Annotated in this window: 20 protein-coding genes; 19 read left to right on the top strand and 1 reads right to left on the bottom strand. The window is 67.9% G+C overall.

From position 1 onward, the window contains the following. Nucleotides 1-263: 263 nt before the first annotated feature. Nucleotides 264-1,250 (bottom strand): diacylglycerol kinase family protein, encoded by a 987-nt coding sequence (locus tag G6021_RS17835; protein WP_179523166.1) that lies wholly within the window; start codon nucleotides 1,248-1,250, stop codon nucleotides 264-266. Between the two features lie 344 nt (nucleotides 1,251-1,594). On the opposite strand from G6021_RS17835, the gene rplJ reads away from it, so the two are divergent. The 19 genes from rplJ to G6021_RS01995 all read left to right on the top strand — a co-directional run bounded on the left by rplJ (nucleotide 1,595) and on the right by G6021_RS01995 (nucleotide 26,622). Further along, nucleotides 1,595-2,107: a 50S ribosomal protein L10 gene (gene rplJ / locus G6021_RS02085; protein WP_182640566.1), complete on the top strand. Its 513-nt coding sequence runs from the start codon at nucleotides 1,595-1,597 to the stop codon at nucleotides 2,105-2,107. 59 nt (nucleotides 2,108-2,166) lie between these two features. Beyond that, nucleotides 2,167-2,553, top strand: coding sequence for a 50S ribosomal protein L7/L12 (gene rplL / locus G6021_RS02080; RefSeq protein ID WP_007631805.1), 387 nt, complete (start codon nucleotides 2,167-2,169; stop codon nucleotides 2,551-2,553). Nucleotides 2,554-2,743: 190 nt separating this feature from the next. Then, on the top strand, nucleotides 2,744-3,871 hold the full coding sequence (locus G6021_RS02075) for an ATP-binding cassette domain-containing protein (RefSeq protein WP_347237921.1): 1,128 nt from the start codon (nucleotides 2,744-2,746) through the stop codon (nucleotides 3,869-3,871). Continuing rightward, nucleotides 3,868-4,698, top strand: a complete 831-nt coding sequence (locus tag G6021_RS02070) for an ABC transporter permease (RefSeq protein ID WP_182609587.1) — start codon at nucleotides 3,868-3,870, stop codon at nucleotides 4,696-4,698. Before G6021_RS02075 ends, G6021_RS02070 begins: the two co-directional genes overlap by 4 nt. Further along, complete coding sequence (locus tag G6021_RS02065; protein WP_182609588.1) at nucleotides 4,698-5,555, top strand: ABC transporter permease; 858 nt, start codon at nucleotides 4,698-4,700, stop codon at nucleotides 5,553-5,555. The genes G6021_RS02070 and G6021_RS02065 overlap by 1 nt, the downstream gene beginning before the upstream one ends. Then, on the top strand, nucleotides 5,552-6,988 hold the full coding sequence (locus G6021_RS02060) for an MCE family protein (RefSeq protein WP_182609589.1): 1,437 nt from the start codon (nucleotides 5,552-5,554) through the stop codon (nucleotides 6,986-6,988). Before G6021_RS02065 ends, G6021_RS02060 begins: the two co-directional genes overlap by 4 nt. Next, nucleotides 6,985-8,076 carry an MCE family protein gene (locus G6021_RS02055; RefSeq protein ID WP_182609590.1) on the top strand — a complete coding sequence of 364 codons (1,092 nt, stop codon included), beginning with the start codon at nucleotides 6,985-6,987 and terminating at the stop codon, nucleotides 8,074-8,076. Before G6021_RS02060 ends, G6021_RS02055 begins: the two co-directional genes overlap by 4 nt. Continuing rightward, nucleotides 8,073-9,095 (top strand): MCE family protein, encoded by a 1,023-nt coding sequence (locus tag G6021_RS02050; RefSeq protein ID WP_182609591.1) that lies wholly within the window; start codon nucleotides 8,073-8,075, stop codon nucleotides 9,093-9,095. Before G6021_RS02055 ends, G6021_RS02050 begins: the two co-directional genes overlap by 4 nt. Then, complete coding sequence (locus G6021_RS02045; protein ID WP_096907029.1) at nucleotides 9,095-10,324, top strand: MCE family protein; 1,230 nt, start codon at nucleotides 9,095-9,097, stop codon at nucleotides 10,322-10,324. The genes G6021_RS02050 and G6021_RS02045 overlap by 1 nt, the downstream gene beginning before the upstream one ends. Further along, on the top strand, nucleotides 10,321-11,577 hold the full coding sequence (locus tag G6021_RS02040) for an MCE family protein (protein WP_182609592.1): 1,257 nt from the start codon (nucleotides 10,321-10,323) through the stop codon (nucleotides 11,575-11,577). Before G6021_RS02045 ends, G6021_RS02040 begins: the two co-directional genes overlap by 4 nt. Then, entirely contained in the window at nucleotides 11,574-12,818 is a 1,245-nt protein-coding gene (locus tag G6021_RS02035) for an MCE family protein (RefSeq protein WP_182640565.1), read from the top strand. The genes G6021_RS02040 and G6021_RS02035 overlap by 4 nt, the downstream gene beginning before the upstream one ends. A 53-nt stretch (nucleotides 12,819-12,871) precedes the next feature. Beyond that, nucleotides 12,872-13,534, top strand: coding sequence for a hypothetical protein (locus G6021_RS02030; RefSeq protein ID WP_063971933.1), 663 nt, complete (start codon nucleotides 12,872-12,874; stop codon nucleotides 13,532-13,534). Between the two features lie 19 nt (nucleotides 13,535-13,553). Continuing rightward, entirely contained in the window at nucleotides 13,554-14,237 is a 684-nt protein-coding gene (locus G6021_RS02025) for a hypothetical protein (RefSeq protein ID WP_182609594.1), read from the top strand. Nucleotides 14,238-14,669: 432 nt separating this feature from the next. Then, nucleotides 14,670-18,179 (top strand): DNA-directed RNA polymerase subunit beta, encoded by a 3,510-nt coding sequence (locus G6021_RS02020; RefSeq protein ID WP_179523159.1) that lies wholly within the window; start codon nucleotides 14,670-14,672, stop codon nucleotides 18,177-18,179. Between the two features lie 123 nt (nucleotides 18,180-18,302). Next, the gene (locus G6021_RS02015; RefSeq protein WP_182640564.1) at nucleotides 18,303-22,262 is read left to right on the top strand and encodes a DNA-directed RNA polymerase subunit beta'; all 3,960 of its coding nucleotides are present in this window, start codon (nucleotides 18,303-18,305) and stop codon (nucleotides 22,260-22,262) included. Nucleotides 22,263-22,464: 202 nt separating this feature from the next. Next, nucleotides 22,465-23,838, top strand: a complete 1,374-nt coding sequence (locus tag G6021_RS02010; protein WP_182609595.1) for a glycosyltransferase family 4 protein — start codon at nucleotides 22,465-22,467, stop codon at nucleotides 23,836-23,838. Next, entirely contained in the window at nucleotides 23,832-24,551 is a 720-nt protein-coding gene (locus G6021_RS02005; protein ID WP_182609596.1) for a class I SAM-dependent methyltransferase, read from the top strand. The genes G6021_RS02010 and G6021_RS02005 overlap by 7 nt, the downstream gene beginning before the upstream one ends. 6 nt (nucleotides 24,552-24,557) lie before the next feature. Then, nucleotides 24,558-25,691, top strand: coding sequence for a prenyltransferase (locus G6021_RS02000; RefSeq protein ID WP_182640563.1), 1,134 nt, complete (start codon nucleotides 24,558-24,560; stop codon nucleotides 25,689-25,691). A gap of 73 nt (nucleotides 25,692-25,764) precedes the next feature. Next, nucleotides 25,765-26,622, top strand: coding sequence for an LLM class F420-dependent oxidoreductase (locus G6021_RS01995; RefSeq protein ID WP_179525960.1), 858 nt, complete (start codon nucleotides 25,765-25,767; stop codon nucleotides 26,620-26,622). Nucleotides 26,623-26,806: the final 184 nt, after the last annotated feature.

Below are 26,806 nucleotides of genomic sequence, written 5' to 3'. Positions count from 1 at the left end.
CGTCGGGGGCGCCGCCCGGCGGCGTGGCCGCCGGGTCGTGAGTCAGCCGGTCCGTCCGCTGTCCGTCGAAGATCTCCATGACCCGCCCCCGCCAGTCCGCCGTGCGAGCTGTTCGCACCCACCGTGTGACCCGCTCGCCCCGAACCCCGGGCGGGCGGTCTCCTCGACCCACACGCTACCCAGACCGGGCAGCGCGACCACCCGTTCCCTGGGCGGCGACGCCACCGGAGCGGCGCGACCCCGGGGAGAACACTCCTGCAGGGTCAGTGTGCGACACGCACCGTGAGTCCCCGACGCTTGATCCACGCCGAGAACTCGGTGACGGTGCCGCACTCCTCGCCGTCGATCTGGAACGACGCGGGCTTCTCCAGGATCCGGGCCGAGACCCCCTCACCCTGACGGAAGTCCAGTGGGCGGGTCTGGTGCTTCTCCTTGCCCTCGACGTGGGAGGAGCCCCTCCGTAGTGCCGGGGTGAGCTGATGCTGGAAGGTGTGGTGGACCAGCACCGCGCCGGCCTGGACCCAACCGAGGGCGCCCTTGGCCCGCAACGCCAACACATCGAGGAGACCGTCGTCGATCACGGCGTCGGGCAGCAGGATCATCCCGGCCTGGAGCATCCCGCAGTTGGCCACCAGCAGGGTCCGCGCCCGGGTGTGGATCTCCGGTCCGTCGTCGAGCGAGTACTCCACCTTGATCCGGTGGCCGCGGAGCAGTGTGTTGGCGAAGGCGCCCACGTAGGCGAGCCATCCCACCCTGGCCTTGAGGCCGTCGTGGGTGCCGGCGATCATGTCCGCGTCCATGCCGGCGCCGAGCATGACGAGGAAGACGTCGTCGTGGGTGTGCCCGTCGCCGTCGGTGTAGCGGACCAGGCCGAGGTCGACCCCCCGGCTCCGGCCGCTCATGGCCACGCGGACGGCGCGGTCCACGTCATCCAACGGGATGTCCAGATTCCGGGCGAGCAGGTTGCCGGTGCCGAGCGGGACCACGCCCATGGGGATGCCGGTGCCGACCAGGCCCTGGGCGACCGAACGCACGGTGCCGTCGCCGCCGCAGGCGAGCACCAGGCCGACACCGCTCGCGGCGGCCTCCTCGGCCTGACCCACGCCCGGATCCTCCTCGGTCGTCTCGTAGAACACCGGATCGGTCCAGCCGTGCAGAGCGGCCCTCTCGGCCGTGCGGCGACGAACCTCATCGACTCCGGCCTTGATGGGGTTGTAGATGACGGCGACGCGGGACGAGGCGGGGGGCACGGCACAACAGTGTCAGAAACACGCCCGACCCGCCATTCCCCGGTGGCCCGCCGATTTGGCGGCGGCGACCCGCCGCCTATACCCTGATGGGGAAGTTTGAACGCCTGGGAGCTCTGCTCTCGGGCACCTGATCAAGTTTCACCGAAGACCGCAGGTCGCCGCTCCCGCCGGGGGTGGTCGAAGGGTCCGGGAGCGCCCGGACGGCCCGCGCAGGAGAACACCGGTCAGCGTCGGATGTGCCGTGGGTCCCCAGGGGCCCGTGCCAGCTCCTCCACGCCCCGTGCCACCTGCGCACGGGGCGTTCGTGTTTTCTCGGGCGAGATGATGCAGAAAGGAGGCGAAACATGGCAAAGCCCGCAAAGGTCCAGGCCGTCGAGGAGATCAAGCAGCACTTCCAGAACTCCACGACCGCCGTGGTCACCGAGTACCGCGGACTCTCCGTCCCGCAGGTCACCGAACTGCGCAAGACGCTGGGTGACGCGGCCACGTACACCGTGGCCAAGAACACCCTGGTCAAGCGTGCGGCTGAGGAAGCCGGAGTCGAGGGTCTCGATGACCTCCTGTCCGGTCCCACCGCCATCGCGTTCGTCACCGGTGAGGTCGTGGACGCCGCCAAGGCGCTCAAGAACTTCGCCAAGGACAACAAGGCGCTCGTCATCAAGGGCGGTGTCATGGACGGCTCATCGCTGTCCGCCACCGAACTCGACAAGATCGCCGATCTCGAGTCCCGCGAGGTCCTGCTCGCGAAGATGGCCGGTGCCCTCAAGGGTAACCAGACCAAGGCCGCCGGCCTGTTCAACGCGCCCGCTTCGCAGCTGGCACGTCTGTTCGCGGCGCTCGAGGACAAGAAGAACTGATAACCCCACATGCTTCCGGGCCGTCTGACGGCACCGGGACCAACAGAAAGGACGCCACCATGGCGAAGCTCAGCAACGACGAGCTGCTCGAGGCCTTCAAGGAGATGACTCTTCTGGAGCTCTCCGAGTTCGTGAAGCTCTTCGAGGACACCTTCGAGGTCACCGCGGCCGCTCCGGTCGCCGTCGCCGCTGCCGGCGCCCCGGCTGCCGGTGGCGAGGCCGCCGCCGAGCAGGACGAGTTCGATGTCGTCCTCGAGTCGGCCGGCGACAAGAAGATCGGCGTCATCAAGGTCGTGCGCGAGCTCGTGTCGGGCCTGGGCCTCAAGGAGGCCAAGGACCTCGTCGAGTCCGCCCCCAAGGCGATCGTCGAGAAGGTCGACAAGGAGGCCGCCGAGGCCGCCAAGACCAAGCTCGAGGAGGCCGGCGCGACGGTCACCCTCAAGTGATCTGACGCACCACGTCTCCTGTGGGGCGGTCCGGCGATGTCGCCGGACCGCCCCACAGGCATTTCTGCAGGTCGGTCCGACGAGGTTCGTTGCGATACATTACTTATCGGTATGTAACGAAGCACGCGCTCCAAGCGGTAGTTTACAGTGACCGTGGCCACAGATGATGGCTGCAGTGAGGAGTGGTGACGTGGGTATCGAGATATCTGTCGAGGGACTGACCAAGTCCTTCGGATCGCAGAAGATCTGGGAGGACGTCTCGTTCACCCTTCCCGAGGGCGAGGTCAGTGCGCTGCTCGGTCCGTCGGGTACCGGTAAGTCGGTGTTCCTCAAGTCCCTGATCGGGCTGCTGCGCCCGGAGCGCGGCAAGATCATCATCGACGGCACTGACATCCTGCAGTGCACAGCCAAGGAGCTCTACGAGATCCGCAAGCTGTTCGGCGTCCTGTTCCAGGACGGTGCACTGTTCGGGTCCATGGACCTCTACGACAACGTCGCGTTCCCGCTGCGGGAGCACACGAAGAAGTCGGAGAGTGAGATCCGTGACATCGTCATGGAGAAGCTCGAGCTCACCGGACTCACCGGGGCGGAGGGCAAACTGCCCGGCGAGATCTCCGGCGGTATGCGTAAACGCGCAGGCCTGGCCCGCGCCCTGGTGCTGGACCCGGAGATCATCCTCGTCGACGAGCCCGACTCGGGCCTCGACCCGGTCCGCACCACCTACCTGGCTCAGCTGCTCATCGACATCAACGCCCAGATCGACGCCACCATCCTCATCGTGACGCACAACATCAACCTCGCCCGGACCGTCCCGGACAACCTGGGCATGCTCTACCGCAAGAAGCTCGTGATGTTCGGTCCCCGCGAGGTGCTGCTCACGAGCGAGGAGCCCTCGGTCCGCCAGTTCCTGCGCGGTTCCAGGCTGGGACCGATCGGGATGTCCGAGGAGAAGGACGACGCGCAGATGCGCGAGGAGCAGGCACAGGCGGACGCCGGCCACAACGACGGGTCCCCGGGAGCCGACGAGGTCACGGGTGTCCCGCCACAGATGCAGCCCACCCCGGGCGGCCCCGAGCGCCGGGGTGAGATCCGCCGTGAGAAGCGTGTGGCCGAGATGCTGGACACCCTCCCCGAGGGCGCCCAGACCGCCATCCGCGAGGAGTGGGCGGCCCGCGGCCACGGTAACAGTAGGGTCACAGCGTCGGCGCCGGTCGACGCCACCACGGGCGCTGCGGGTGGCGGCAGTCAGCGGCTGTCGACGACCACTACGGGTCCTAATGGGTCCGAGGACGCCGGAGAGATCGGAGGAAAGGCATGACGGAGGGCGTGAACCAGCAACCCGCGGTGAAGGCCGGTGTGTCGCCAGCAGATGTCGGCGGAGGTGTCCGGACTGCGGTGGGCGGCGCCGGTACGGTCTTCCGACTGTTCCTCGAGGTGTTCAGAGGGGTCTTCAGGAGGCCGTTCCAGTTCCGAGAGTTCATCGAGCAGTCGTGGTTCATCGCGTCCGTGACGATCCTGCCGTCGGCACTGGTCGCGATCCCCTTCGGGGCGGTCGTGGCGATGCAGACGGGCTCGCTGGTCCAGCAGCTCGGGGCTGAGGCCTATACGGGAGCGACCGGCGTCCTCGCCGTCGTGCAGCAGGGCGCGCCGCTGGTGACCTCGCTGCTTATCGCGGGCGCCGCCGGGTCGGCGGTGGCCGCTGATCTGGGCGCCCGCTCCATCCGCGAGGAACTCGACGCGATGCGCGTCCTGGGGATCGACCCCATCCAACGACTCGTCGTCCCCCGGGTGCTCGGCATGATGCTCGTCGCGGTGCTCCTGAACGGGCTCGTCTCCATCGTCGGGATCTCCGGTGGTTACGTGTTCAACATCATGTTGCAGGGCGGCACCCCGGGTGCCTATCTGATGTCCTTCGGGGCCCTCGCCCAGTTGCCCGATTTCATCATGTCCTCGATCAAAGCGCTGATCTTCGGACTGATCGCCGGCGTCGTCGCCTCGTACTGTGGCATGAATCCCAAGGGCGGGCCGAAGGGGGTCGGCGACGCTGTAAACCTCGGCGTCGTCCTGACTTTCCTCCTGCTGTTCTTCGCCAACCTCATCCTCACGGCGATGTACCTGCAGATCGTTCCCCCGGTGCGGTCGTAATGGCGATCCATACTGATGTCGGACCCACGAGGGCCCGGCTGAGAGCCCTCGTCCGCGGCCCGATCAGCTCGTTCGACTCCCTGGGAGACCAGCTCGCGTTCCACCTGCGCGCGATTCGCTGGATCCCCCAGACGATCGTCCACTACCGGCACGAGGTGCTGCGTCTGATCGCGGAGCTGACCTTCGGAGTCGGCACACTGGCGGTCCTGGGCGGAACCATCGGCGTCATCGCCATGATGAGCGGGTTCACCGGGGTCGTCGTCGGCCTGCAGGGGTACTCAGCCCTCGACCAGATCGGTAGCTCTGTCCTCACCGGGTTCCTGTCCGCCTACGTCAACACCCGCGAGGTCGCCCCCATGGTGGCGTCGCTCGCCCTGTCCGCCACCGTCGGCTGCGGTTTCACCGCCCAGCTCGGTGCCATGCGGATCTCCGAGGAGATCGACGCCCTGGAGGTCATGGCGATTCCGAGCGTGCCGTACCTCGTCACCACTCGGGTCATCGCCGGGTTCGTCGCCGTCATTCCGCTCTACGTCGTGGGTCTGCTCTCGTCATACCTCGCCACGCGGGGGGTCAACACCATGATTCAAGGACAGTCCACAGGGTCGTTCGACCACTACTTCCATCTGTTCCTGCCTCCGGAAGACGTGATCTACTCCTTCATCAAGGTGATCATCTTCGCCTTCGTGCTGGTGATGATCCACTGCTACTACGGCTACACCGCGTCCGGGGGCCCGGCCGGCGTCGGCGTGGCGGTGGGGCGCGCAGTCCGCACCACGATCGTCGTGGTGGCGATCCTCAACTTCTTCGTCGGACTCGCCCTCTGGGGCACGACCACGACTGTGCGGGTGGCGGGATGAACGAGCTCTCCGTTCTCTCCAAGCGGTTGCTGGCCGCCCTTTTCATCATTATCGTCCTGGCGTTCGTCGGGACCACCATCGCGATCTACAACCGCGCCTTCACCGACTCGGACGGCGTCACCCTGTACACCGACGACATGGCGTTCGCGCTGCCGAACGACGCCGACGTCAAGGCGCGCGGTGTCCTCGTGGGCCGCGTCTCCGGTGTCGAACCCGACGGGGACCGCGTGCAGATCAACATGGAGTTCGACCCGGCGCTCATGGAACAACTGCCGGCCAACGTCAGTGGCCGCCTGCTCCCCAAGACGTTGTTCGGTGAGCGGTTCGTCGACCTGGGGTTCCCCGATCAGCCCGTGGGGACGCTCGAACCGGGAGCGACCATCGAGCAGGACACCCGCGGCAACGCGATCGAGTTGGGGCGCGTCCTCGACGGGCTACTCCCCGTTCTCGAGGCGGTCCCGCCGGAGAAACTGGCGGGCACGCTCGGCGCGATCAACCAGGCGTTGTCAGGCCGTGGGGACGAGATCGGCGCCAGCCTGGTCGAGATCGGACAGGTCTTCGACGGCATCAACCAGGAGTTGCCCGCTCTGGAATCCGGGCTGGAGGATCTGGCGACATTCTCCCAGACCTATTCCGAGGCGCTGCCTGATCTCATCAACGCTCTGGACGCTCTGCGCACCACCGGCGACACGGTGGTCCAGCGCCGCCCCGACATCGCCGACGGACTGCGGCGGATCAGCGAGTCGTCCGAGGTCCTCACCGGTTTCCTCGCCGCGAACCGCAACGACCTCATCTCCCTGGCGGTGGACTCGCGCACCTCCCTGGAGTACCTGGCTGAGTATTCGCCAGCACTACCGTGCTCGGTGGGGAATTTCATGACCCTTCTGGACCGGTCCGACGCCATCCTGGGCGTGGGCACCGAGCACCCCGCCATCCGGGTGACGCTCGAGCTCGTCAATCCCAGAGGGCGTTACGTGCCCAACCAGGACGAGCCGCGGTTCTTCGACACCCGCGGTCCCCGCTGTTACGACCCGGCGCAGGAGCCGTTCATCTTCGGCGGGGCCCCCGGCGGGGCGATCGCCGACGGGAGCTACCAGATCCCCACCCGCAATCCGGGGCCCGCGTTCATCCCGACTCTGCCCAATCCGCTTCTCCGGGACGGGCCGGTTCCGGCACTCCGTAACCGTGGCTCGGTTCCCCCGGCTCCCGGGCGGGCGGTGCCCGAGCAGCCCAATATGCCGTTTCCGTCAACCGTGACCGCGGGTCAGGACACCGACGTGGTGGCTATGGCCTACGCCGGCTCGCCGCTGGAGACCGACACCGTCCGAACCGTCCTGGGGGTCGCGTCCTCGCGCGGCGCGCAGGAGATCCCTGCCTGGATCGGCCAGATCGGCGCCCCGGCGCTTCGCGGAACGGAGGTCGGTTTCCGATGAACGCCAAACTGAAGGCCCTACTCCGTGGCGGCCTGCTGGGGTCATTCGTCAAACTGGTGGTCTTCATCGTGGTCACAGTGCTGCTCAGTTCGGTCCTCGCCGTGACCATCAGGGGCGGCACCCGGGCGGAAGGTACGGAGTACTCTGCGATCTTCTCCGACGTGACCATGCTGGAGGAGGGCGACGACGTCCGGATAGCCGGCGTCGTGGTGGGCAACATCACCGGGATGGAGATCCACGAACGCGACCTGGCTAAGGTGGACTTCACCCTGGTCGGCGACCGCACGCTGCCGGCCAACGTGCACCTGGCACTGCGGTTCCGGAACATGATCGGCCAGCGGTACCTGAACATCTCCCGGGAGCCCGGACCCGTCCAATCGGCCCTGGAGGAAGGGAGCACGATCGGAATCGAGAAGACCTCGCCCGCGGTCGATCTCACGGCGCTGTTCAACGGTTTCCGCCCGCTCTTCACGACCCTGCAGCCGGAGGACGTCAACGCGCTCGCCGACTCGCTGGTGCGGGTACTGCAAGGGGAGGGCGGCACCGTGACGAGCCTGGTCCGCCAGACTGGTGAGCTGACCAACCACCTGGCCGATCGGGATCAGGTGATCGGCGAAGTCATCGACAACCTCACCCGGGTCCTCGAGACCATCAACGAGCGGGACGTGCAGTTCCAGCAGCTCGTGGTGACCACCAGGCAACTCGTCGAGGGACTCGCCGACGAACGCGACGCTATCGGCAGTTCGCTCGACTCGATGGCGGATCTGACCTCGTCGGCGGAGAACATCGTCACCGCCACGCGGCCCGCCGTCACGGATTCGCTCGACCACCTCAAGGTGGTCACCGACCAGATCACGACGAAACGCGACACGCTCAGCGAGGTTCTCATCAACCTGCCGCGCAAGACCGACAACCTCATCAGGATGAGTTCGTTCGGGTCCTGGCTCCAGTTCTATCTCTGTGGACTCGACGTGGTGCACGGCCCGGGCACCAACGTGCCCAACCTTCTTCCGAGCGGCGGTCCCACGATCAATCATCCGGTGTACACCAACGTCGCGCCCCGGTGCCACGCAGGGGGAATCCCATGAGCAAGCTCAGTGCGAACGAGCCGAGGTTCAGCAACGCCACCATCGGAGCGATCGGGGTCCTGGTGATCCTCGCCCTGACCGCCGTGTCGTTCAGACTCGACGCGCTACCGATCGTCGGGGCGGGACCCAAATACACAGCCTACTTTTCCGAGGCCGCCGGGCTAGCGGACGGTAGCGAGGTCCGCGTGGCCGGCGTCAAGGTTGGCGTCGTGACCGACGTGGCGCTCGACGGCGACAAGGTGGCCGTGGGCTTCCGGGCCAAGGACGCCTGGCTCGGCGACGACACCCGGGCGAGCATCCAACTCAAGACCGTGCTCGGCCAGAAGTACCTCGCGCTGAGCCCGGCGGGAACCGGGGAACTCGACACGTCGGAGCCGATCCCGCTTGAGCGGACGGTGGCCCCGTACGACGTGGTCACAGCTTTCTCCTCCGCAGCGGAGACGCTCGACGAGATCGATGACGCCAAATTGGCAGCGAGCCTGGACACCCTCACCGATACGATGCAGGCGTCGCCCGAGGAGTTCCGGGGCGCGGTCGACGGCATGGCGCGTCTGTCGCAGACCGTGTCCAGCCGGGACGCCGAATTGCGGAACCTACTCGAGGCCACGCGTACGAGCTCCCAGATCGTGGCGGACCGTAATGACGACTTCCGGCGCCTGATCATCGGCACCGGACAGTTGTTGGGCGAACTCAACGACCGCGCCGAGAGTCTCAAGCTGGTGTTGGCCTCCACGCGCGGACTGTCGATCGAACTCCGCCGGTTCGTCGCGGAGAACGAGGCCGAGTTCAAGCCGACCCTGGATAGTCTCGACTCCGCCCTGGCGGTGTTGACCGACCACGAGGAAGAGCTGAGGGCATCCATCCACAACCTCGGGCCCTTCTATCGGCTGTACTCCAACCTTCTGGGCTCGGGCAGATGGTTCGACACCGTGGTCACCAACCTCGTCCCGCCGGGTATTCCTGAGCCGCCCTTCTATCCCGGCGCCCGCGCGCCGGCCAGACAGAGTGGGATCAACTGATGCACAAGAAGATGCCGTACTCGTTCGTCGGGCTGCTGCTCGTCGTCGTCGTGGCCGCCGTGACTGTGATTTTCCTCGCCGTCACGGGGTTCGGACGCACCAGCATCACCGCCACCTTCCCGACAGCCGTCGGAATATCGGAGGGCTCCGATGTCCGGATCCTGGGGGTCACGGTGGGTTCCGTCGACAAGGTGACCCCGATGGGGGAGACCGTCGAGGTCGAGTTCCACGTCCGCCGGGGCGTGGACGTCCCGGCGGACGCCAAGGCGGTCCAGGTGACGCCCTCGGTCGTCCCTGACCGTAACGTCCAACTACTGCCCGCCTACTCAGGCGGCCCCAAGATGGAATCGGGCGCGCACATCCCCCTCGAGCGGACCGCGACACCGGTCGAGGTGGACAAGCTCTACGCCTCGGTGGAGGAACTGACCGATGCTCTCGGCCCGGAGGGTGCCAACAAGGACGGCGCTCTCGACCGGTTCGTCACCGCGTCCGCGGACACGCTCGGAGGCAACGGTGCCGCACTCGGGCGGTCGATCGACGAGTTATCGCAGGCCGCGACGACGCTGGCGGATTCGAGTCAGGACATCAGCGAGACCGTGGTCAATCTGCAGTCGTTCGTCACGATGCTCGCGCAGAACGATGCCCAGGTGAGGCAGTTCAACTCCCAGATGTCGACCTTCAACCAGACTGTCGCTGGTCAGCGCGAGGACCTCCAGGGCGCCCTCGCCGAACTGAGCTACGCCCTCGCGGACGTCGCGCGTGTCGTGCGGGACAACCAGGACGTGATCCGCAGCAATGCGGACCGTTTGGTGAGACTCAGTCAGATCACCGCGGACCAGAGGGGCGACATCGAGGAGATCCTCAAGACTGCTCCGTTGGCTCTGTCCAACCTCATCGGCGCCTACGACCCCGAGGCCGGGCTGTTGTCCTTACGTCTCGGCATCCCGGAGTTGCAGGACCCGGCCGGCGTCCTGTGCCAGCTCATGACACTTGGCCGCCTGAACCCCGGGGACCAGATGCTGGCCGAACTCGACAACCTCCGGCGCGCCGATATCGAGGCTTGCGAGGCTCTCGCGCCGCAGCGCAACGCCGATCTACAAGCGTCGAACCCGGATCTGCCGTTGGGCATCCTCGCTGGCGAGATGAATCAGTCTGTCCCGGTTCCCGGGACGGTCCAGGGCAATCGCGGGTGGCCGATGACGCCCGCTTCGGAAGGGGGACGGGGATGATCCGGCCGACCACGCCCATCCTCGGTCGCGCCGTCCGCGCGGTCGGTGCCAGCGCGCTCGTGGCCGCCGTCGCGGCGGGGTGCTCGTTGAATCTGGAGGACTACACTCTGCCGGGTGGCGCGGACCTGGGTGAGGACCCCATGCACGTGGCCGTCCGCTTCGACGATGTGTTGGACCTGGTCCTGCAGTCGTCGGTCAAGGTCAATGGTCTTGACGCCGGTCGCGTGTCCGGTATCTCGCTGGCGGAGGACGGGTGGACCGCAGAGGTGGACATCGTCCTCCGCGGCGACACGGAGCTCCCCGCCAACGTCGAGGCCTCGATCCAGCAGACCAATCTCCTTGGCGAGAAGTTCGTGCAGCTCAGCCCGCCGGAGGACGAGCCGCCCACCGGAGAGCTGTCCGGCGGTGACGTCATCGCCAGTTCGGACACCCGCACGGCTACCGACATCGAGCAGGTTCTCGGCGCGCTGTCGCTGTTGCTCAACGGCGGCGGCGTGGACCAACTGCAACCGATCGTGGCCGAACTGCGCAAGGCCACCGACGGCCGCGAGGAGGATCTCACCCGGACCCTGCGATCGGCGGAGGAGCTCATCGGGGGCCTGAACCGGCAGCGCGACAGCATCACCGAAGCCCTCGAGGGCGTGAACCTCATGACGTCGCGTGCCAACGATCAGCGCCAGCAGATCGAGGCGGCGCTCGACGAGCTGCCCGCCGGGGTGGCGGTGCTCGAGGAGCAGCGCTCGCAGTTCGTGGAGATGCTGCGCCGGGTCGACACACTGGGCCAGGTCGGCTCGGAAGTCCTGCTCACCAGCAGGGAGGACCTCATCGCCGACCTGCGGGCGCTGCGCCCTGTGCTGCAGTCCCTCGGCGAGTCGACTCCGGAGCTCATCGAACTGATCGGTTTCGTCCCCACCTTCCCGTTCCCGGACTCGTCTATCCCGGCGACCGTCGGCGGCGCGGCCAACATCTTTCTCTCCGTGGACGCGACGATCTCTGAGACGCTCCGGAATCTGGGGGCGAATCAGGGCGAACCGGTGGTTCGCCGTCCGAACACCACGAGCGGGCCCTACGTCGTGGACCCGCAGAACCCGTGGGTCGGCGACAACGGCCCGGACCGGCGGACGACCATCGTGCTGCCGCTCCTGCCGGTCCCGCCGGTCATGGACCGGGCGGTGGTGCCCAAGCCCGCACCAGGAGTCTCGGAGTTCTCCGAGAACTACCTGCCTGAACCAGGAGAGCCAGGAAACCGATGAGCAAGACACTCCGCACCCAGCTCATCGCCTTCTGTGTGATCGCCGCGGTCGGGATCACCTATGTAGGTGCCAACTACGTTCGCTTACCTTCGCTGTTCGGGATCGGCCAGTACCAGGTCTATCTGGACCTACCCGAGACCGGCGGGGTGTTCACCAACGCGGCCGTCAACTACCGCGGCACGGCGATCGGACGGGTGGGCGAGCTCTCGCTCACCGACGACGGTGTGCGAGTCGAGCTCGACCTCGACTCGAGCGCCCCCGACGTCCCGGCGGACACCGAGGCCGTGGTCGCCAACCGCTCCGCCATCGGAGAGCAGTACGTGGACTTGCGACCCAACAGCAGCTCGGCGCCGTATCTCGAGGACGGGGACGTGGTCTCCGCCGGACGTGAGGCGTTGCCGGTACCCGTCGAGAACCTGTTGGCCTCCGTCGACGACCTTTCCCGATCGGTCCCCTTGGACGATCTCGAGGTGACCGTCGATGAACTCGGCAAGGCGTTCCAGGGCCGGGGACCCCAACTGGAGCGACTCTCGGACTCCCTCATCCGGATTTCCGAGTCCGGTATCCGCACCATGCCGCAGTTGCAGACGCTAATCCGCGACGGGGCGACCGTCCTGGAGACGCAGGCCGACCAGTCCGGTGAGATCGTCAGTTTCTCCCGCGATCTCAGGACGGTCACCGAGGCGTTGCGTGACTCGGACTCCGACCTGGAACGGCTGATCACCACGGGACCGGAGTTCGCCGACGAGGCCCGCTATCTGGTGGAGAACTCCGGCGCCCCGCTCTCCGGAACCGTGCGGAACCTGGCGGCCACGATGAAGACGATCGATCCACTGGCCCCGTCGTTCAAGGTGTTGCTGCAGCTGTTGCCGGTACTGGCCGCCGCCGGGATGTCCGTCGCCCCGGGGGACGGGACAATCCACTTCGGTCTGTCCCTCGAGACGAACAACCCACCAGCGTGTACGCAAGGATACGAAGGTACGTGGGAGATCATCGACCAGATGAAGGCGCAGGACCCGTCCTTCGACTGGCAGGAACAGAACTTCCCGCCCAACTACGACGCGCAGTGCACCGTGCCCTTCGGCAGCCCCATCGCCGTCCGCGGTGCCGACCGGGTGGAGTACGCGCACCCGGACGTGCCGCAGCCCTGGGACGCCAAGCCCAAGATCGACCCCGACAGGGCCAACCTGTCCGTGGCGGCCACGCAGCTCGCGGTGTTGCAGGGGTTGATCCCCCGGTGACCGTGCGGCGGGGCGGCGACTCGGCGGACGGTGGGTCCGGTAGTGTCGCCGCCATGGGTTCGCAGGTAACGGACGGGGATGCGCGCCGCCCCGGGGGGACGGGGACCGTGCCGAGATGGCTGGTGGTCCTCGCGGTGAGTATCCTCGTGGCGGGGCTGGCAACGCTGGTGGTGTTCGGGGTGCGGTACACCCAGGCGCGGGCGGCCCAGGAGGTGGCGACCGAGCGCGAGGCGGCCTCCGACGTCGCCGCGCAGGTGATAATCAACGCCTTCAGTTTCGACCACCGGAACGTCGACGAATCGCTCGAGCAGTTGGCGGAGGCCTCGGCCGGTGAGTTCCTCGCCGAGCAGGAGCAGTGGGCCGACGATGTGCGAACGCGCGTGGTGGAGCAGAAGGCGGTCACCACGGCGACGGTCTCGCACACCGCTGTCGAGACCCTGGATCTCGAGGCCGGCGACGCGGCCGTCCTCGTAGTGTTCACCGCCCACTCCGAGCGGGAGGGCCAGGACGACATCACAGGCCGTCAGGCGATGCGCGTGGACCTGACGCGAGAGGACGGCACCTGGAAGGCCGACGCGGTCAACCAGGTGGGTGTGACGGTCCCGGTAGGCGAGTCCGGTCGGTCCGTGGAGGAGCTCGACGCTCCGGAGGAACAGGACGACCCGGCCACCGAGGAGGAGTCGACCCCCGCGCCGACCACCTCCGCCGGACGATGACGAAGGACGACAGTCGCTGATGCCACCGATCAAGAGAACCCAGAAGTCGGTCAATCCGGCGCCCCGTAGGCGGCTGGCCGGACACGCCGGACAGACCCGACCCGAGGGCGGGACCGCCACGGACCCCACGTCGTGGGACGCACGAGACGACGAGGTGGGCGGCGACGGAACCGGGGCGGGTCGCGGGGAACGGCGTGCCGGCCGTCGGCCCGGTGGTCGCACGATCGCGTACTCCGCCATCGCGACGGGGCTGGCCGCCGGGGCCATCGGGGCGTTCCTGGCGACGGAACCCGGGGTCGACGTGGACAACAGGGCGTTCGTTGACCGGGAGGCCACCGAGGAGGTCCTCTCGGCAGCGACGACCAACGTCCAGCGGCTCGTGGCGATCGATCACGAGACCCTCGACGAGTATCACGATTCCCTGGGGGAATTCCTCACCCCGAAGCTCGTCAACGAGTTGGACGAGAACTGGCCCGCGTTGCGTGACAGCTACGAGCAGTCCGCGACGAGCGTCGACGCAGAGGTCCGCGAGGCCGGTCTCGCCTACCTGCAGGGCGACAAGGCCGAGGTGTTGCTGGTCCAGGATGTGTCGATGACCAGGGACGGCGCGGCTGCGGGAAGTACCAGCGGCACCTATCTCGTCGGTCTGGACAGGATCGACGGCGTGTGGAAACTGTCGAGGATCCCGGATCTGCCCTCCTGACGAGGACTGGTCGGGAACCGATCCGGCAACCGACCGTGCCAGATCCTTGACGAAAGTGCTTTCACCCGTCACCCTTTAGGGGCATGGGGCGAGTGCCGTAGAGGTTGAGTGCGACACGGTCCGGGTGCGACGTCCCGACTGGGAGCCGATGAGGCGAGAGCCACGAGGGCAACCAGCGCAGCGACGGACGACGCGCCCGACATAGAACAGCCTCCGGGGTCGCCCCTGTCGACGGCTGGACTTCCGCGCCGCTATCGACTAGATTAGGTCGTTGCGCTGGCTGCTATTTGCACTCTCGTCCGTCCGTGACGGCTCGTCCCCGGTCCCACCGGGTGTTTTCCGAGTCCTCGATCGGGTCGGATCTGGGTGGATACCCGTCGGCGGACCGCTCGCAGATACATCTGTGGTCACCGCCCGTGGTGATCACGTGAGGTGCTGGAAGGACCCATCTTGGCAGTCTCCCGCCAGACCAAGTCAGTTTCCACCGTTCCCGGTGCGCCCCGGAGGGTCTCGTTCGCGAAACTCTCCGAGCCGTTGCCGGTCCCGGGACTGCTCGACCTCCAGACGGAGTCGTTCGAGTGGTTCATCGGGTCGGAGGAGTGGCAGAAGAGGGCCGCGTCACGCGGCGTCACGAACCTCGAGGGAGGCCTGGAGTCGATCCTCAGGGAGATCTCCCCGATCGAGGACTTCTCCGGATCCATGTCGCTCTCGTTCTCGGATTCGTACTTCGAAGAGGTCAAGGCCTCCATGGAGGACTGCCGCGAGAAGGACCGCACCTACGAGGCGCCCCTGTTCGTCACCGCCGAGTTCGAGAACACCGAGACGGGCGAGATCAAGTCGCAGACCGTCTTCATGGGTGACTTCCCGATGATGACGGACAAGGGCACGTTCATCATCAACGGCACCGAGCGCGTCGTCGTCTCGCAGCTCGTCCGCTCGCCGGGCGTGTACTTCGACCGGAGCCGCGACAAGTCCACGGAGCGCGACGTCCACTCCGTCAAGGTCATCCCGTCGCGTGGCGCGTGGCTCGAGTTCGACGTGGACAAGCGCGACACGGTCGGTGTGCGCATCGACCGCAAGCGCCGCCAGTCCGTGACCGTGCTGCTCAAGGCGCTCGGCTGGACCACCACCGAGATCAAGGAGCGCTACGGCTTCTCCGAGATCATGATGTCCACGCTCGAGAAGGACACGGTCGAGGACACGGACCAGGCCCTGCTCGAGATCTACCGCAAGCTGCGTCCGGGCGAGCCGCCGACCCGCGAGTCCGCGGAGGCGCTGCTGGAGAACCTGTTCTTCAAGGAGAAGCGCTACGACCTGGCCCGCGTCGGCCGCTACAAGGTCAACCGCAAGCTCGGTCTGCCGGATCCCGAGGGTGACGACACCACCACGCTCACGCGTGAGGACATCGCCGCCACCATCGAGTACCTCGTGCGCCTCCACGCGGGCGAGAGCTCGATGCAGGTCGCCGGTGGCCGCGAGGTCCCGGTCGACGTCGACGACATCGACCACTTCGGCAACCGTCGTCTGCGTACCGTCGGCGAGCTCATCCAGAACCAGGTCCGCGTGGGCCTGTCCCGGATGGAGCGTGTGGTCCGCGAGCGGATGACCACGCAGGACTCCGAGGCGATCACCCCGCAGTCGCTGATCAACATCCGGCCCATCACCGCCGCGCTCAAGGAGTTCTTCGGAACCTCCCAGATGTCGCAGTTCATGGACCAGAACAACCCGCTGTCGGGCCTGACCCACAAGCGGCGCCTGTCGGCCCTGGGCCCCGGTGGCCTCTCCCGCGAGCGCGCCGGCCTCGAGGTGCGCGACGTGCACGCCTCGCACTACGGCCGCATGTGCCCGATCGAGACCCCCGAGGGTCCGAACATCGGTCTGATCGGCTCGCTCTCGGTCTACGCCCGGGTCAACCCGTTCGGCTTCATCGAGACCCCGTACCGCCGGGTCGTCGACGGCGCCGTCACCGACCAGGTGGACTACCTGACCGCCGACGAGGAGGACCGCCACGTCGTGGCGCAGGCCAACTCGGAGATCGACGCGGACGGCAGGTTCGTCGAGGACCGCGTCCTCGTGCGCAAGAAGCACGGTGACGTCGAGGTCGTCGCGGGTACGGACGTCGACTACATGGACGTCTCGCCGCGGCAGATGGTCTCCGTCGCCACCGCGATGATCCCGTTCCTCGAGCACGACGACGCCAACCGCGCCCTGATGGGTGCGAACATGCAGCGCCAGTCGGTCCCGCTCGTGCGTTCCGAGGCGCCGCTCGTCGGCACCGGCATGGAGCTGCGCGCGGCCGTGGACGCGGGCGACGTCGTCGTCAACACCCGTGCGGGCATGGTGGAGGAGGTCTCGGCCGACTTCATCACCGTCATGGACGACGACGGTGGTCGTCAGACCTACCGTCTGGCCAAGTTCGCGCGGTCCAACCAGGGCACCTGCTCCAACCAGAAGCCGATCGTGGACGAGGGGATGCGCGTCGAGGCCGGCCAGGTCCTCGCCGACGGACCCTGCACCGAGAACGGTGAGATGGCGCTGGGCAAGAACCTGCTCGTGGCGATCATGCCGTGGGAGGGCCACAACTACGAGGATGCGATCATCCTCTCGCAGCGCTTGGTGGAGGAGGACGTGCTGACGTCCATCCACATCGAGGAGCACGAGATCGACGCCCGCGACACCAAGCTGGGCGCCGAGGAGATCACCCGCGACATCCCCAACGTCTCCGACGAGGTCCTCGCGGACCTGGACGACCGTGGCATCGTGCGCATCGGCGCCGAGGTCCGTGACGGCGATGTGCTGGTCGGCAAGGTCACGCCCAAGGGCGAGACCGAGCTCACCCCGGAGGAGCGCCTGCTGCGCGCCATCTTCGGTGAGAAGGCCCGCGAGGTGCGCGACACGTCGCTGAAGGTGCCCCACGGTGAGTCCGGGAAGGTGATCGGCGTCCGCGTGTTCTCGCGTGACGACGACGACGACCTGCCCCCCGGCGTCAACGAGTTGGTCCGCGTCTACGTGGCGCAGAAGCGCAAGATCCAGGACGGCGACAAGCTCGCCGGCCGCCACGGCAACAAGGGCGTCATCGGCAAGATCCTCCCCGCCGAGGACATGCCGTTCATGCCCGACGGCACGCCCGTGGACATCATCCTCAACACGCACGGCGTCCCGCGTCGTATGAACATCGGTCAGATCATGGAGACCCACCTCGGCTGGCTGGCCAAGGCGGGCTGGGAGGTGCCCCGCGAGGCGGACGGTTCCCTCCCCGAGTGGGCGACCAAGCTGCCGGAGGAGATCTACAGCGTCGAGGCCGGCACCAACACGGCGACCCCCGTCTTCGACGGTGCGGCGGACACGGAGATCACCGGCCTGCTCGGCTGCACCCTCCCGAACCGTGACGGCGAGCGGATGGTCGAGGCCGACGGCAAGGCGACCCTGATCGACGGTCGGTCGGGTGAGCCCTTCCCGTACCCGGTGTCCGTGGGGTACATGTACATCCTCAAGCTGCACCACCTGGTGGACGACAAGATCCACGCCCGTTCCACGGGTCCGTACTCGATGATCACCCAGCAGCCGCTCGGCGGTAAGGCCCAGTTCGGTGGCCAGCGTTTCGGTGAGATGGAGTGCTGGGCGATGCAGGCCTATGGTGCCGCGTACACGCTCCAGGAGTTGCTCACGATCAAGTCCGACGACGTCGTGGGTCGCGTGAAGGTGTACGAGGCGATCGTCAAGGGCGAGAACATCCCGGAGCCCGGGATCCCGGAGTCGTTCAAGGTCCTGCTCAAGGAGCTGCAGTCGCTGTGCCTCAACGTCGAGGTGCTCTCCAGCGACGGCCAGGCGGTCTCCCTGGGCGAGGGCGCCGAGGACGACGACCTCGACCGCACCGCCGCGAACCTGGGGATCAATCTCTCCCGCGACGAGTCCTCGGCGGCAGACGAGCTGGCGCAGTAGGCGCCGGGGGCGTGCACCATCGGCGCCCCGCATCCGACTAATTCAGTTCCACCACGGCGGGCCCCACACCGGCCCCACCCCGCGAGGGGCCCGCCACCATCCCATACGGGAAAGGACGCCTACGTGCAGGACGTCAACTACTTCGACGAGCTGGTCATCAGCCTCGCGACCGCGGAGAACATCCGCAACTGGTCCTATGGCGAGGTCAAGAAGCCCGAGACCATCAACTACCGCACCCTCAAGCCGGAGAAGGAGGGCCTGTTCTGCGAGAAGATCTTCGGCCCCACCCGGGACTGGGAGTGCTACTGCGGCAAGTACAAGCGCGTGCGCTTCAAGGGCATCATCTGTGAGCGCTGTGGCGTCGAGGTGACCCGTGCCAAGGTGCGTCGTGAGCGGATGGGCCACATCGAGCTGGCCGCGCCCGTCACGCACATCTGGTACTTCAAGGGCGTCCCGTCGCGGCTCGGCTACCTGCTGGACCTCGCGCCCAAGGACCTCGACAAGATCATCTACTTCGCGGCCTACGTCATCACCGGCGTGGACAAGGACCTGCGCCACAACGAGCTCAGCACCCTCGAGGCGCAGATCCTCGAGGAGCGCAAGATCATCGAGGACGAGCGGGACTCGGACATCGAGGCGCGCGCCAAGAAGCTCGAGGCCGACCTGGCCGAGCTGGAGGCCGAGGGCGCCAAGGCCGACCAGCGCCGCAAGGTCAAGGACGGCGGCGAGAAGGAGATGAAGAAGATCCGCGAGTCGGCCCAGCGCGAGCTGGACCGTCTCGAGGAGATCTGGACCACCTTCACCAAGCTCGAGATCAACCAGATCATCGTGGACGAGGGCATCTACCGCGAGCTCGAGGACCGCTTCGGCGAGTACTTCGAGGGCGGCATGGGTGCCGAGGCGATCCAGTCGTTGCTGGAGAACTTCGACCTCGCGACCGAGGCCGAGAACCTCCGCGACATCATCCGCAACGGCAAGGGTCAGAAGAAGATCCGCGCCCTCAAGCGACTCAAGGTCGTCTCCGCGTTCCTGCGGTCCGGGAACCACCCGGCCGCGATGGTGCTCGGGGCCGTCCCGGTGATCCCGCCGGAGCTGCGTCCGATGGTCCAGCTCGACGGTGGGCGCTTCGCCACCTCGGACCTCAACGACCTCTACCGCCGCGTGATCAACCGCAACAACCGCCTCAAGCGACTGATGGATCTCGGTGCCCCCGAGATCATCGTCAACAACGAGAAGCGGATGCTGCAGGAGTCCGTGGACGCGCTGTTCGACAACGGTCGTCGCGGCCGGCCCGTCACGGGCCCGGGCAACCGTCCGCTCAAGTCGCTCTCGGACCTCCTCAAGGGCAAGCAGGGCCGGTTCCGTCAGAACCTGCTCGGCAAGCGCGTCGACTACTCGGGTCGTTCCGTGATCGTCGTGGGTCCGCAGCTCCAGCTGCACCAGTGTGGACTGCCCAAGCTGATGGCGCTCGAGCTGTTCAAGCCGTTCGTCATGAAGCGCCTGGTGGACCTCAACCACGCCCAGAACATCAAGTCCGCCAAGCGGATGGTCGAGCGTCAGCGCGACCAGGTGTGGGACGTGCTCGAAGAGGTCATCGCCGAGCACCCGGTGATGCTCAACCGCGCACCCACCCTGCACCGCCTCGGCATCCAGGCCTTCGAGCCGCAGCTCGTCGAGGGCAAGGCCATCCAGCTGCACCCGCTGGTGTGTGAGGCCTTCAACGCCGACTTCGACGGTGACCAGATGGCCGTGCACCTCCCGCTGTCCGCGGAGGCGCAGGCCGAGGCCCGCATCCTCATGCTGGCCTCGAACAACATCCTGTCGCCGGCGTCGGGCCGCCCGCTCGCCATGCCGCGTCTGGACATGGTGACGGGCCTGTACTACCTGACCCGCCTCGACGAGGGCGCCACCGGTGCCTACGTCCCGGCGGCGGAAGACGCCCCGGCCACCGGCGTGTACTCGAACCCGTCCGAGGCCATCATGGCCGTCGATCTGAAGGTGCTGGACATCCACGCGCCGATCCGGGTGCGGATGTCGCAGCAGCGGCCCCCCGCCGAGATCGAGGCGGAGCTGTTCCCCGAGGGCTGGACCCCCGGCCAGGAGTGGATCGCGGAGACCACGCTGGGCCGCGTCATGTTCAACGAGCTGCTCCCGGCGGACTACCCGTTCGTCAACGAGCAGATGCCCAAGAAGCGCCAGGCCGTCATCATCAACGACCTGGCCGAGCGCTACCCGATGATCGTCGTGGCGCAGACGGTGGACAAGCTTAAGGACACCGGTTTCTACTGGGCCACCCGCTCGGGCGTCACCATCGCGATGTCCGATGTGCTGGTCCCGCCGGCCAAGAAGGAGATCCTCGCCTCGTACGACGCCAAGGCGGCGCGACTCGAGTCGCAGTTCGGGCTGGGCAAGATCACCGACGAGGAGCGCAAGAGCGACCTGGTCAAGCTCTGGCAGGAGGCCACCGACGAGATCGGTCAGGCCATGGAGGCCAACTACCCGGACTCCAACCCGATCCCGACGATCGTCAAGTCCGGCGCGGCGGGCAACATGACCCAGATCCGTGCGCTCGCGGGCATGAAGGGCCTGGTGACGCGTCCGAACGGCGAGTTCATCCCGCAGCCCATCAAGTCCTCGTTCCGCGAGGGCCTGACGGTGCTCGAGTACTTCATGAACACGCACGGTGCGCGTAAGGGTCTGGCCGACACCGCGCTGCGTACGGCCGACTCGGGTTACCTCACGCGTCGTCTCGTCGACGTCTCCCAGGACGTCATCGTCCGCGAGACGGACTGTGGCACGAGCAAGGGCATCGAGACGGTCATCGCCCGCCGCGAGGTGGACGCGCACGGCGTCGAGACCGGCGTGCTCTCCCGGGACGAGCACGTCGAGACCTCGACGTTCGCCCGTACCCTCGCGGAGGACGCCGTCGACGCCTCCGGCGCGGTCGTCGTGGCCGCCGGCACCGACCTCGGTGACCCGACGATCGAGGCGCTCATCGCCGCGGGAGTGGAGAAGGTCAAGGTCCGCTCGGTCCTCACCTGCACCACGGGCACGGGAGTCTGCGCCACCTGCTACGGCCGTTCCATGGCGACCGGTCTGCTGGTCGACATCGGCGAGGCCGTGGGCATCGTCGCCGCCCAGTCGATCGGTGAGCCGGGCACGCAGCTGACCATGCGTACGTTCCACCAGGGTGGCGTCGGTGACGACATCACCGGTGGTCTGCCGCGTGTGCAGGAGCTCTTCGAGGCACGCGTGCCCAAGGGCAAGGCGCCGATCGCCGAGGAGGCGGGCCGGATCCGTCTCGAGGAGGAGGAGCGTTTCTACACGATCACGATCGTGCCGGACAACGGTGCGGAAGAGATCGTGTACGAGAAGCTGTCCAAGCGTCAGGGCCTCGCGCACATCATCCTCGAGGACGGGTCGTCCCGTCCGATCGTCGACGGCGACCACCTGGAGCGGGGTCAGGCCCTGCTCGAGGGGCCGGCGGACCCGCACGAGGTGCTGGCGATCCTCGGCCCGAACGGGGTCCAGAAGTTCCTCGTCGACGAGGTGCAGAAGGTCTACCGCGCACAGGGTGTGTCGATCCACGACAAGCACCTCGAGGTCATCGTCCGCCAGATGATGCGTCGCGTCGCGATCAACGAGTCCAACAGCACCGAGTTCCTGCCCGGTGCGCTGGTCGAGCGCGCGGAGCTCACGGCGGAGAACCGTCGCGTGCTCACCGAGGGCGGCTCGCCGGCCTCGGCGCGCCCGGTCCTCATGGGTATCACCAAGGCCTCGCTGGCCACGGACTCGTGGCTCTCGGCGGCCTCCTTCCAGGAGACCACCCGCGTGCTCACCGACGCCGCCATCAACCGGCGTTCGGACAAGCTCGTGGGCCTCAAGGAGAACGTCATCATCGGTAAGCTCATCCCGGCGGGTACCGGCATCAACCGGTACCGCAACTCGACGGTCGAGCCCACCGAGGAGGCCCGCGCGGCCGCCTACTCCATCCCGGACTACGGCGACGGCTTCTACGGTCCCGAGGACGGGTTCGGCGACGCCACCGGCGCGTCGGTCCGCCTGGACGACCTGGGTTACTGACCCGACCCGTCGGGTCGGTCACCGGCCGACCCGAACGAACACCGGACCCCCGGGCGCCCCGAGCGCCCGGGGGTCCGGTGCGTCGGCCCGGCCGTGTCGTCGCTGGCCGCGAACGTGTTCTAGACTTGCTCGATGTGCCCTGAGCCGCCGCGGTCCTCGCGGGCGGTCCGGGGCCGGATGACCGGAAGGGGGCGATCGAGAAGTGCGGATCGCACTGCTCTCGTACAGGAGCAAGCCACACGGCGGCGGGCAGGGCGTCTACGTCCGTCACCTGAGCCGTGAGCTGGCCGCACTGGGCCACACCGTCGAGGTGTTCTCCGGTCAGCCGTACCCGGAGCTCGACCCGGGGCCCACGCTCACCAGGGTGCCGAGCCTGGACCTGTACAACGACGCCGACCCGTTCCGCACGCCGCACCCGCGTGAGATCCGCGACAGGATCGACCTCCTCGAGGTGGCCACCATGTGGACCGCCGGCTTCCCGGAGCCGCGCACCTTCAGCCTGCGCGCGGCGCGGGCGCTCACGCCGCGGTTGGCCGACTTCGACGTGGTGCACGACAACCAGTGCCTCGGCAGCGGCCTGTTGACGCTCGAGGAGGCCGGGTTCCCGGTGGTCGCCACGGTGCACCACCCGATCACCCGGGACCGGGACCTCGCCATGAAAGAGGCCCCGCTGCGCAAGAAGCTCACGACCTGGCGCTGGTTCGGGTTCCTGGGTATGCAGATCCGGGTGTCCCGGAAGCTCGAGGAGATCATCACCGTCTCCAGCAACTCGGCCGAGGACATCGCCTCCGACTTCGGGGTGGACCCGGAGCGGATCGTGACGATCCCGCTCGGTGTGGACACCGACCGCTTCCACGACCGCCGCGACCGCGAGCCCGGACGCCTGGTCTGCGTGGCCAGCGCCGACCAGCCGCTCAAGGGCGTCCCCATCCTGTTGCGGGCGCTGGCGAAGGTCCGCGAGGAGCATCCCGGGGTGCGGCTCACCCTGATCTCCAAGCTCAAGCGGAAGGGGGAGGCCTCCAGGCTGCTGGACTCCCTCGGCCTGCGCGACGCGGTGGACCTGGTGTCGGGGGTCGACGACGACGAGTTGGCCGAGCTCGTGGGCACCGCCGAGATCTCGGTGGTCCCGAGCATGTACGAGGGCTTCTCGCTCCCCGCGGTCGAGGCCATGTCCAGCGGGTGTGCGGTGGTGGCCAGCCGCGCGGGTGCGCTGCCGGAGGTCGTGGGCACCGATGACTCGGCCGCCCGACTGGTCGCACCCGGCGACGTCGACGAGCTCGCCCGCCAGATCAGCGCGCTGCTGTCCGATCCGCTGGAGCGTCGACGACTCTCGCAGGGTGGGCGGGAGCGTGTGATGGAGCGCTACAGCTGGGCCGCCGTGGCCAGGAGGACCGTCGAGGTCTACGAGACGGCGATCGCCAGGGTCCGGGGCGAGACGCTCCCGGACCTGACCGTCGGTCCGGTCATCGGGCCGGACCAGACAGAGATTGACGAGCACGTCACCGACGACGTGCCCGAGGTGCTCCCGGGTTCCGGGGAGTACGACATCCGTGAGCAGGAGGACGCCGCATGCTGACCGCCGATTTCGCCCGTCTCGGGGTCACTCCCGGCATGCGAGCCATCGACGTGGGAGCCGGCCTCGGCCGACACACCTTCGAGCTGTACCGCCGCGGGGCCGACGTGACCGCCTTCGACCAGAACGCGGACGAGATGCGGCAGGTGACCGAGATGCTCGCCGCGATGGAGGCCGAGGGTGAGGGCCTGCCGGAGTCCAGGGGCGAGGCGGTGACCGGCGACGCGCTGAACATGCCCTACGAGGACGGCACCTTCGATCTGGTGCTCATCTCCGAGGTGCTCGAGCACGTCCCGGAGGACACCCGGGCGATCGCCGAGTTGGTGCGGATCCTCAAGCCGGGTGGGGTCGCCGCGGTGACCGTGCCGCGTGAGTGGCCGGAGAAGCTGTGCTGGAAGCTCTCGGACGCCTACCACTCCAACCCGGGCGGGCACTGCCGCATCTACACCGCCGAGGAACTGGGCTTCAAGCTCCGCGCCGCCGGCCTGGAGGTCACCGGCACCGGGTACGCGCACGCGCTGCACGCCCCCTACTGGTGGCTCAAGTGCGCCGTGGGTACGGAGAACGACGACCACCCGCTGCCCAAGGCCTATCACAAGCTTCTGGTGTGGGACCTGATGAAGGGCCCCTGGGTCACCCGGACCGCCGAGAAGCTGCTCAACCCGGTGATGGGCAAGTCCATCGTGTTCTACCTACGCAAGCCCGCGGAGGCCTGATCGTCCGTGCTCACCACCAACTCCGGCGTAGACCGGTCCCGTCCCGTCCCCAGCGTCCCGGGGGTCCTCGACGCCGACGCGGTGCGGGCCACCGGCGAGTGGATCGCCTCCGTGCAGCGACCGAACGGTGAGATCCCGTGGTTCACGGGCGGGCACACCGACCCGTGGGATCACGTGGAGTCGGCCATGGGCCTGTCGGTGGCCGGCCAGTGGGAGGCCGCCGAGAAGGCGTACGGGTTCCTGCGCGACACCCAGCGCGGTGACGGCTCCTGGCCGGTGCGGTGGCAGGACGGCGTGATCGTCGACGCGGACACCGACTCCAACTTCTGCGCCTACGTCGCGGTCGGGGTGTGGCACCACCACCTCGTCACCGCCCGGCCGGGATTCGTGGAGTCCATGTGGCCGACGGTGCGCAGGGCGCTCGACCTGGTCCTGACGTTCCAGGGCCCGGACGGTCAGATGTGGTGGGGTGCCGGTGAGGAGGGCTTCTGTGAGGAGGCGCTCATCACCGGTTCGTCGAGCGTCCACCACGCCCTGCGGTGTGGCGTGGCGATCGCCGAGGAGCTCGGGGGGACGGCCCCGGACTGGGACGCCGCCGCCGACTCCCTCGGACACGCCCTGCGGGCGCACCCCGAGTTGTTCACGCCCAAGACGGAGTTCTCGATGGACTGGTACTACCCGGTCCTCGGTGGGGTGATGGTGGGGGATCAGGCCCAGGACAGGCTGGACTCGCTCTGGGACCGGTTCGTCGTCGACGGCCTGGGTATCCGGTGTGTGGACCACCGGCCCTGGGTCACCGGTGCCGAGACGTGCGAGCTCGTACTCGCGCTCGAGGCCGCCGGGCGGCACGAGCAGGCGCTCCAGCAGTTCACCAACATGCAGCACCTGCGGGACACCGACGGCTCCTACTGGACCGGACTGGTCTTCGCCGACGGCAAGCGCTGGCCGGTGGAGCTGAGCACGTGGACCGGAGCGGTCATGCTGCTCGCGGCGGACGCCCTGTCGCGCACCACTCCGGGCAACGAGATCTTCCGCTACGTCTCGGACCACACCATGCAGCGGTTGCACCTCGCACCGGGTGATCCCGCCGACTGCGCCCCGGGCGAGGAGTGCCCGCCCATCGCGGCCGCCGTGCGCTAGTCTGTCGGGAACTGCCGCTGGACACCTGTCTGGTCAGGTGTCGGCCGGCGGCCCGACCGCACGAGGAGCGCCCATGGAATTCGGACTCACCCTGTTCACCAGCGATCGGGGGATCCGGCCGACCACGGCCGCCGTGGCCGCGGAGAACGCCGGGTTCTCGGCCTTCTACGTCCCCGAGCACACCCACATCCCGGTCCGGCGCGAGGCCGCGCATCCGGGCACCGGTGGGGCCGAGCTGCCCGACGAGCGCTACAGCCGCACGCTCGACCCGTGGGTCGCGCTCGCCGCGGTGTCCTCGGTCACCTCGACGATCCGCCTCGGCACGGCCGTCGCGATCCCGGTCGAGAGCGACCCGATCACCCTGGCCAAGACCATCGCCTCGGTCGACCACCTCTCGGGTGGCCGCACGGTGCTGGGGGTGGGGTACGGCTGGAACCTCGACGAGATGGCGGACCACAACGTCCCGCCCTCGCTGCGCCGCACCATGCTGCGCGAGTACCTCGAGGCCATGCGGGAACTGTGGAGCCGGGACGAGGCCGAGTACCACGGGCGGTTCGTGGACTTCGGTCCCAGCTGGGCCTGGCCCAAGACCGTCCAGGCGGGTGGTCCCCGCACCCTCGTCGGCGCCGCGGGCAACGAGAAGAACTTCAAGTGGATCTGCCGCAGCGCCGACGGCTGGATGACCACCCCGATCTCCCAGGACATCGCGGGAAGCGTCCGGCAGTTGCGGGAGCTGTGGGCGGAGGCCGGTCGCGAGGGGGAGCCGTACATCGTGGTGCTCGACGGCAAGCCGATCCCCGAGAAGATCGAGATGTACCGCGAGCTGGGGGTGCACGAGCTCGTCTACGGAACCCCGGACAGGTCCGAGGAGGAGGTGCTGGCCTACATCGACCGTCTGGCCGGCAAGCTCGGGCTGGCCGTCGGTACCTGACCGGGCGGGGCCGATACACCGGTTCCCGCGCCGAAGCCCCTGCCGGTGGCCCCGCCGCGCCGGTACCGTCGGCGGTATGACCTCCGCCTCCGCCTCGGACACCCCCGTCGTCGTCATCACCGGAGCCGGGGGCGGCCTCGGTGCCGCCACGGCCGCGCTCTACTCCGGCCGCGGGTGGCACGTC

Source organism: Dietzia sp. CW19 (assembly GCF_014145265.1).
Taxonomy (GTDB): domain Bacteria; phylum Actinomycetota; class Actinomycetes; order Mycobacteriales; family Mycobacteriaceae; genus Dietzia; species Dietzia natronolimnaea.
This window is presented reverse-complemented; position numbering and strand designations above follow the sequence as displayed.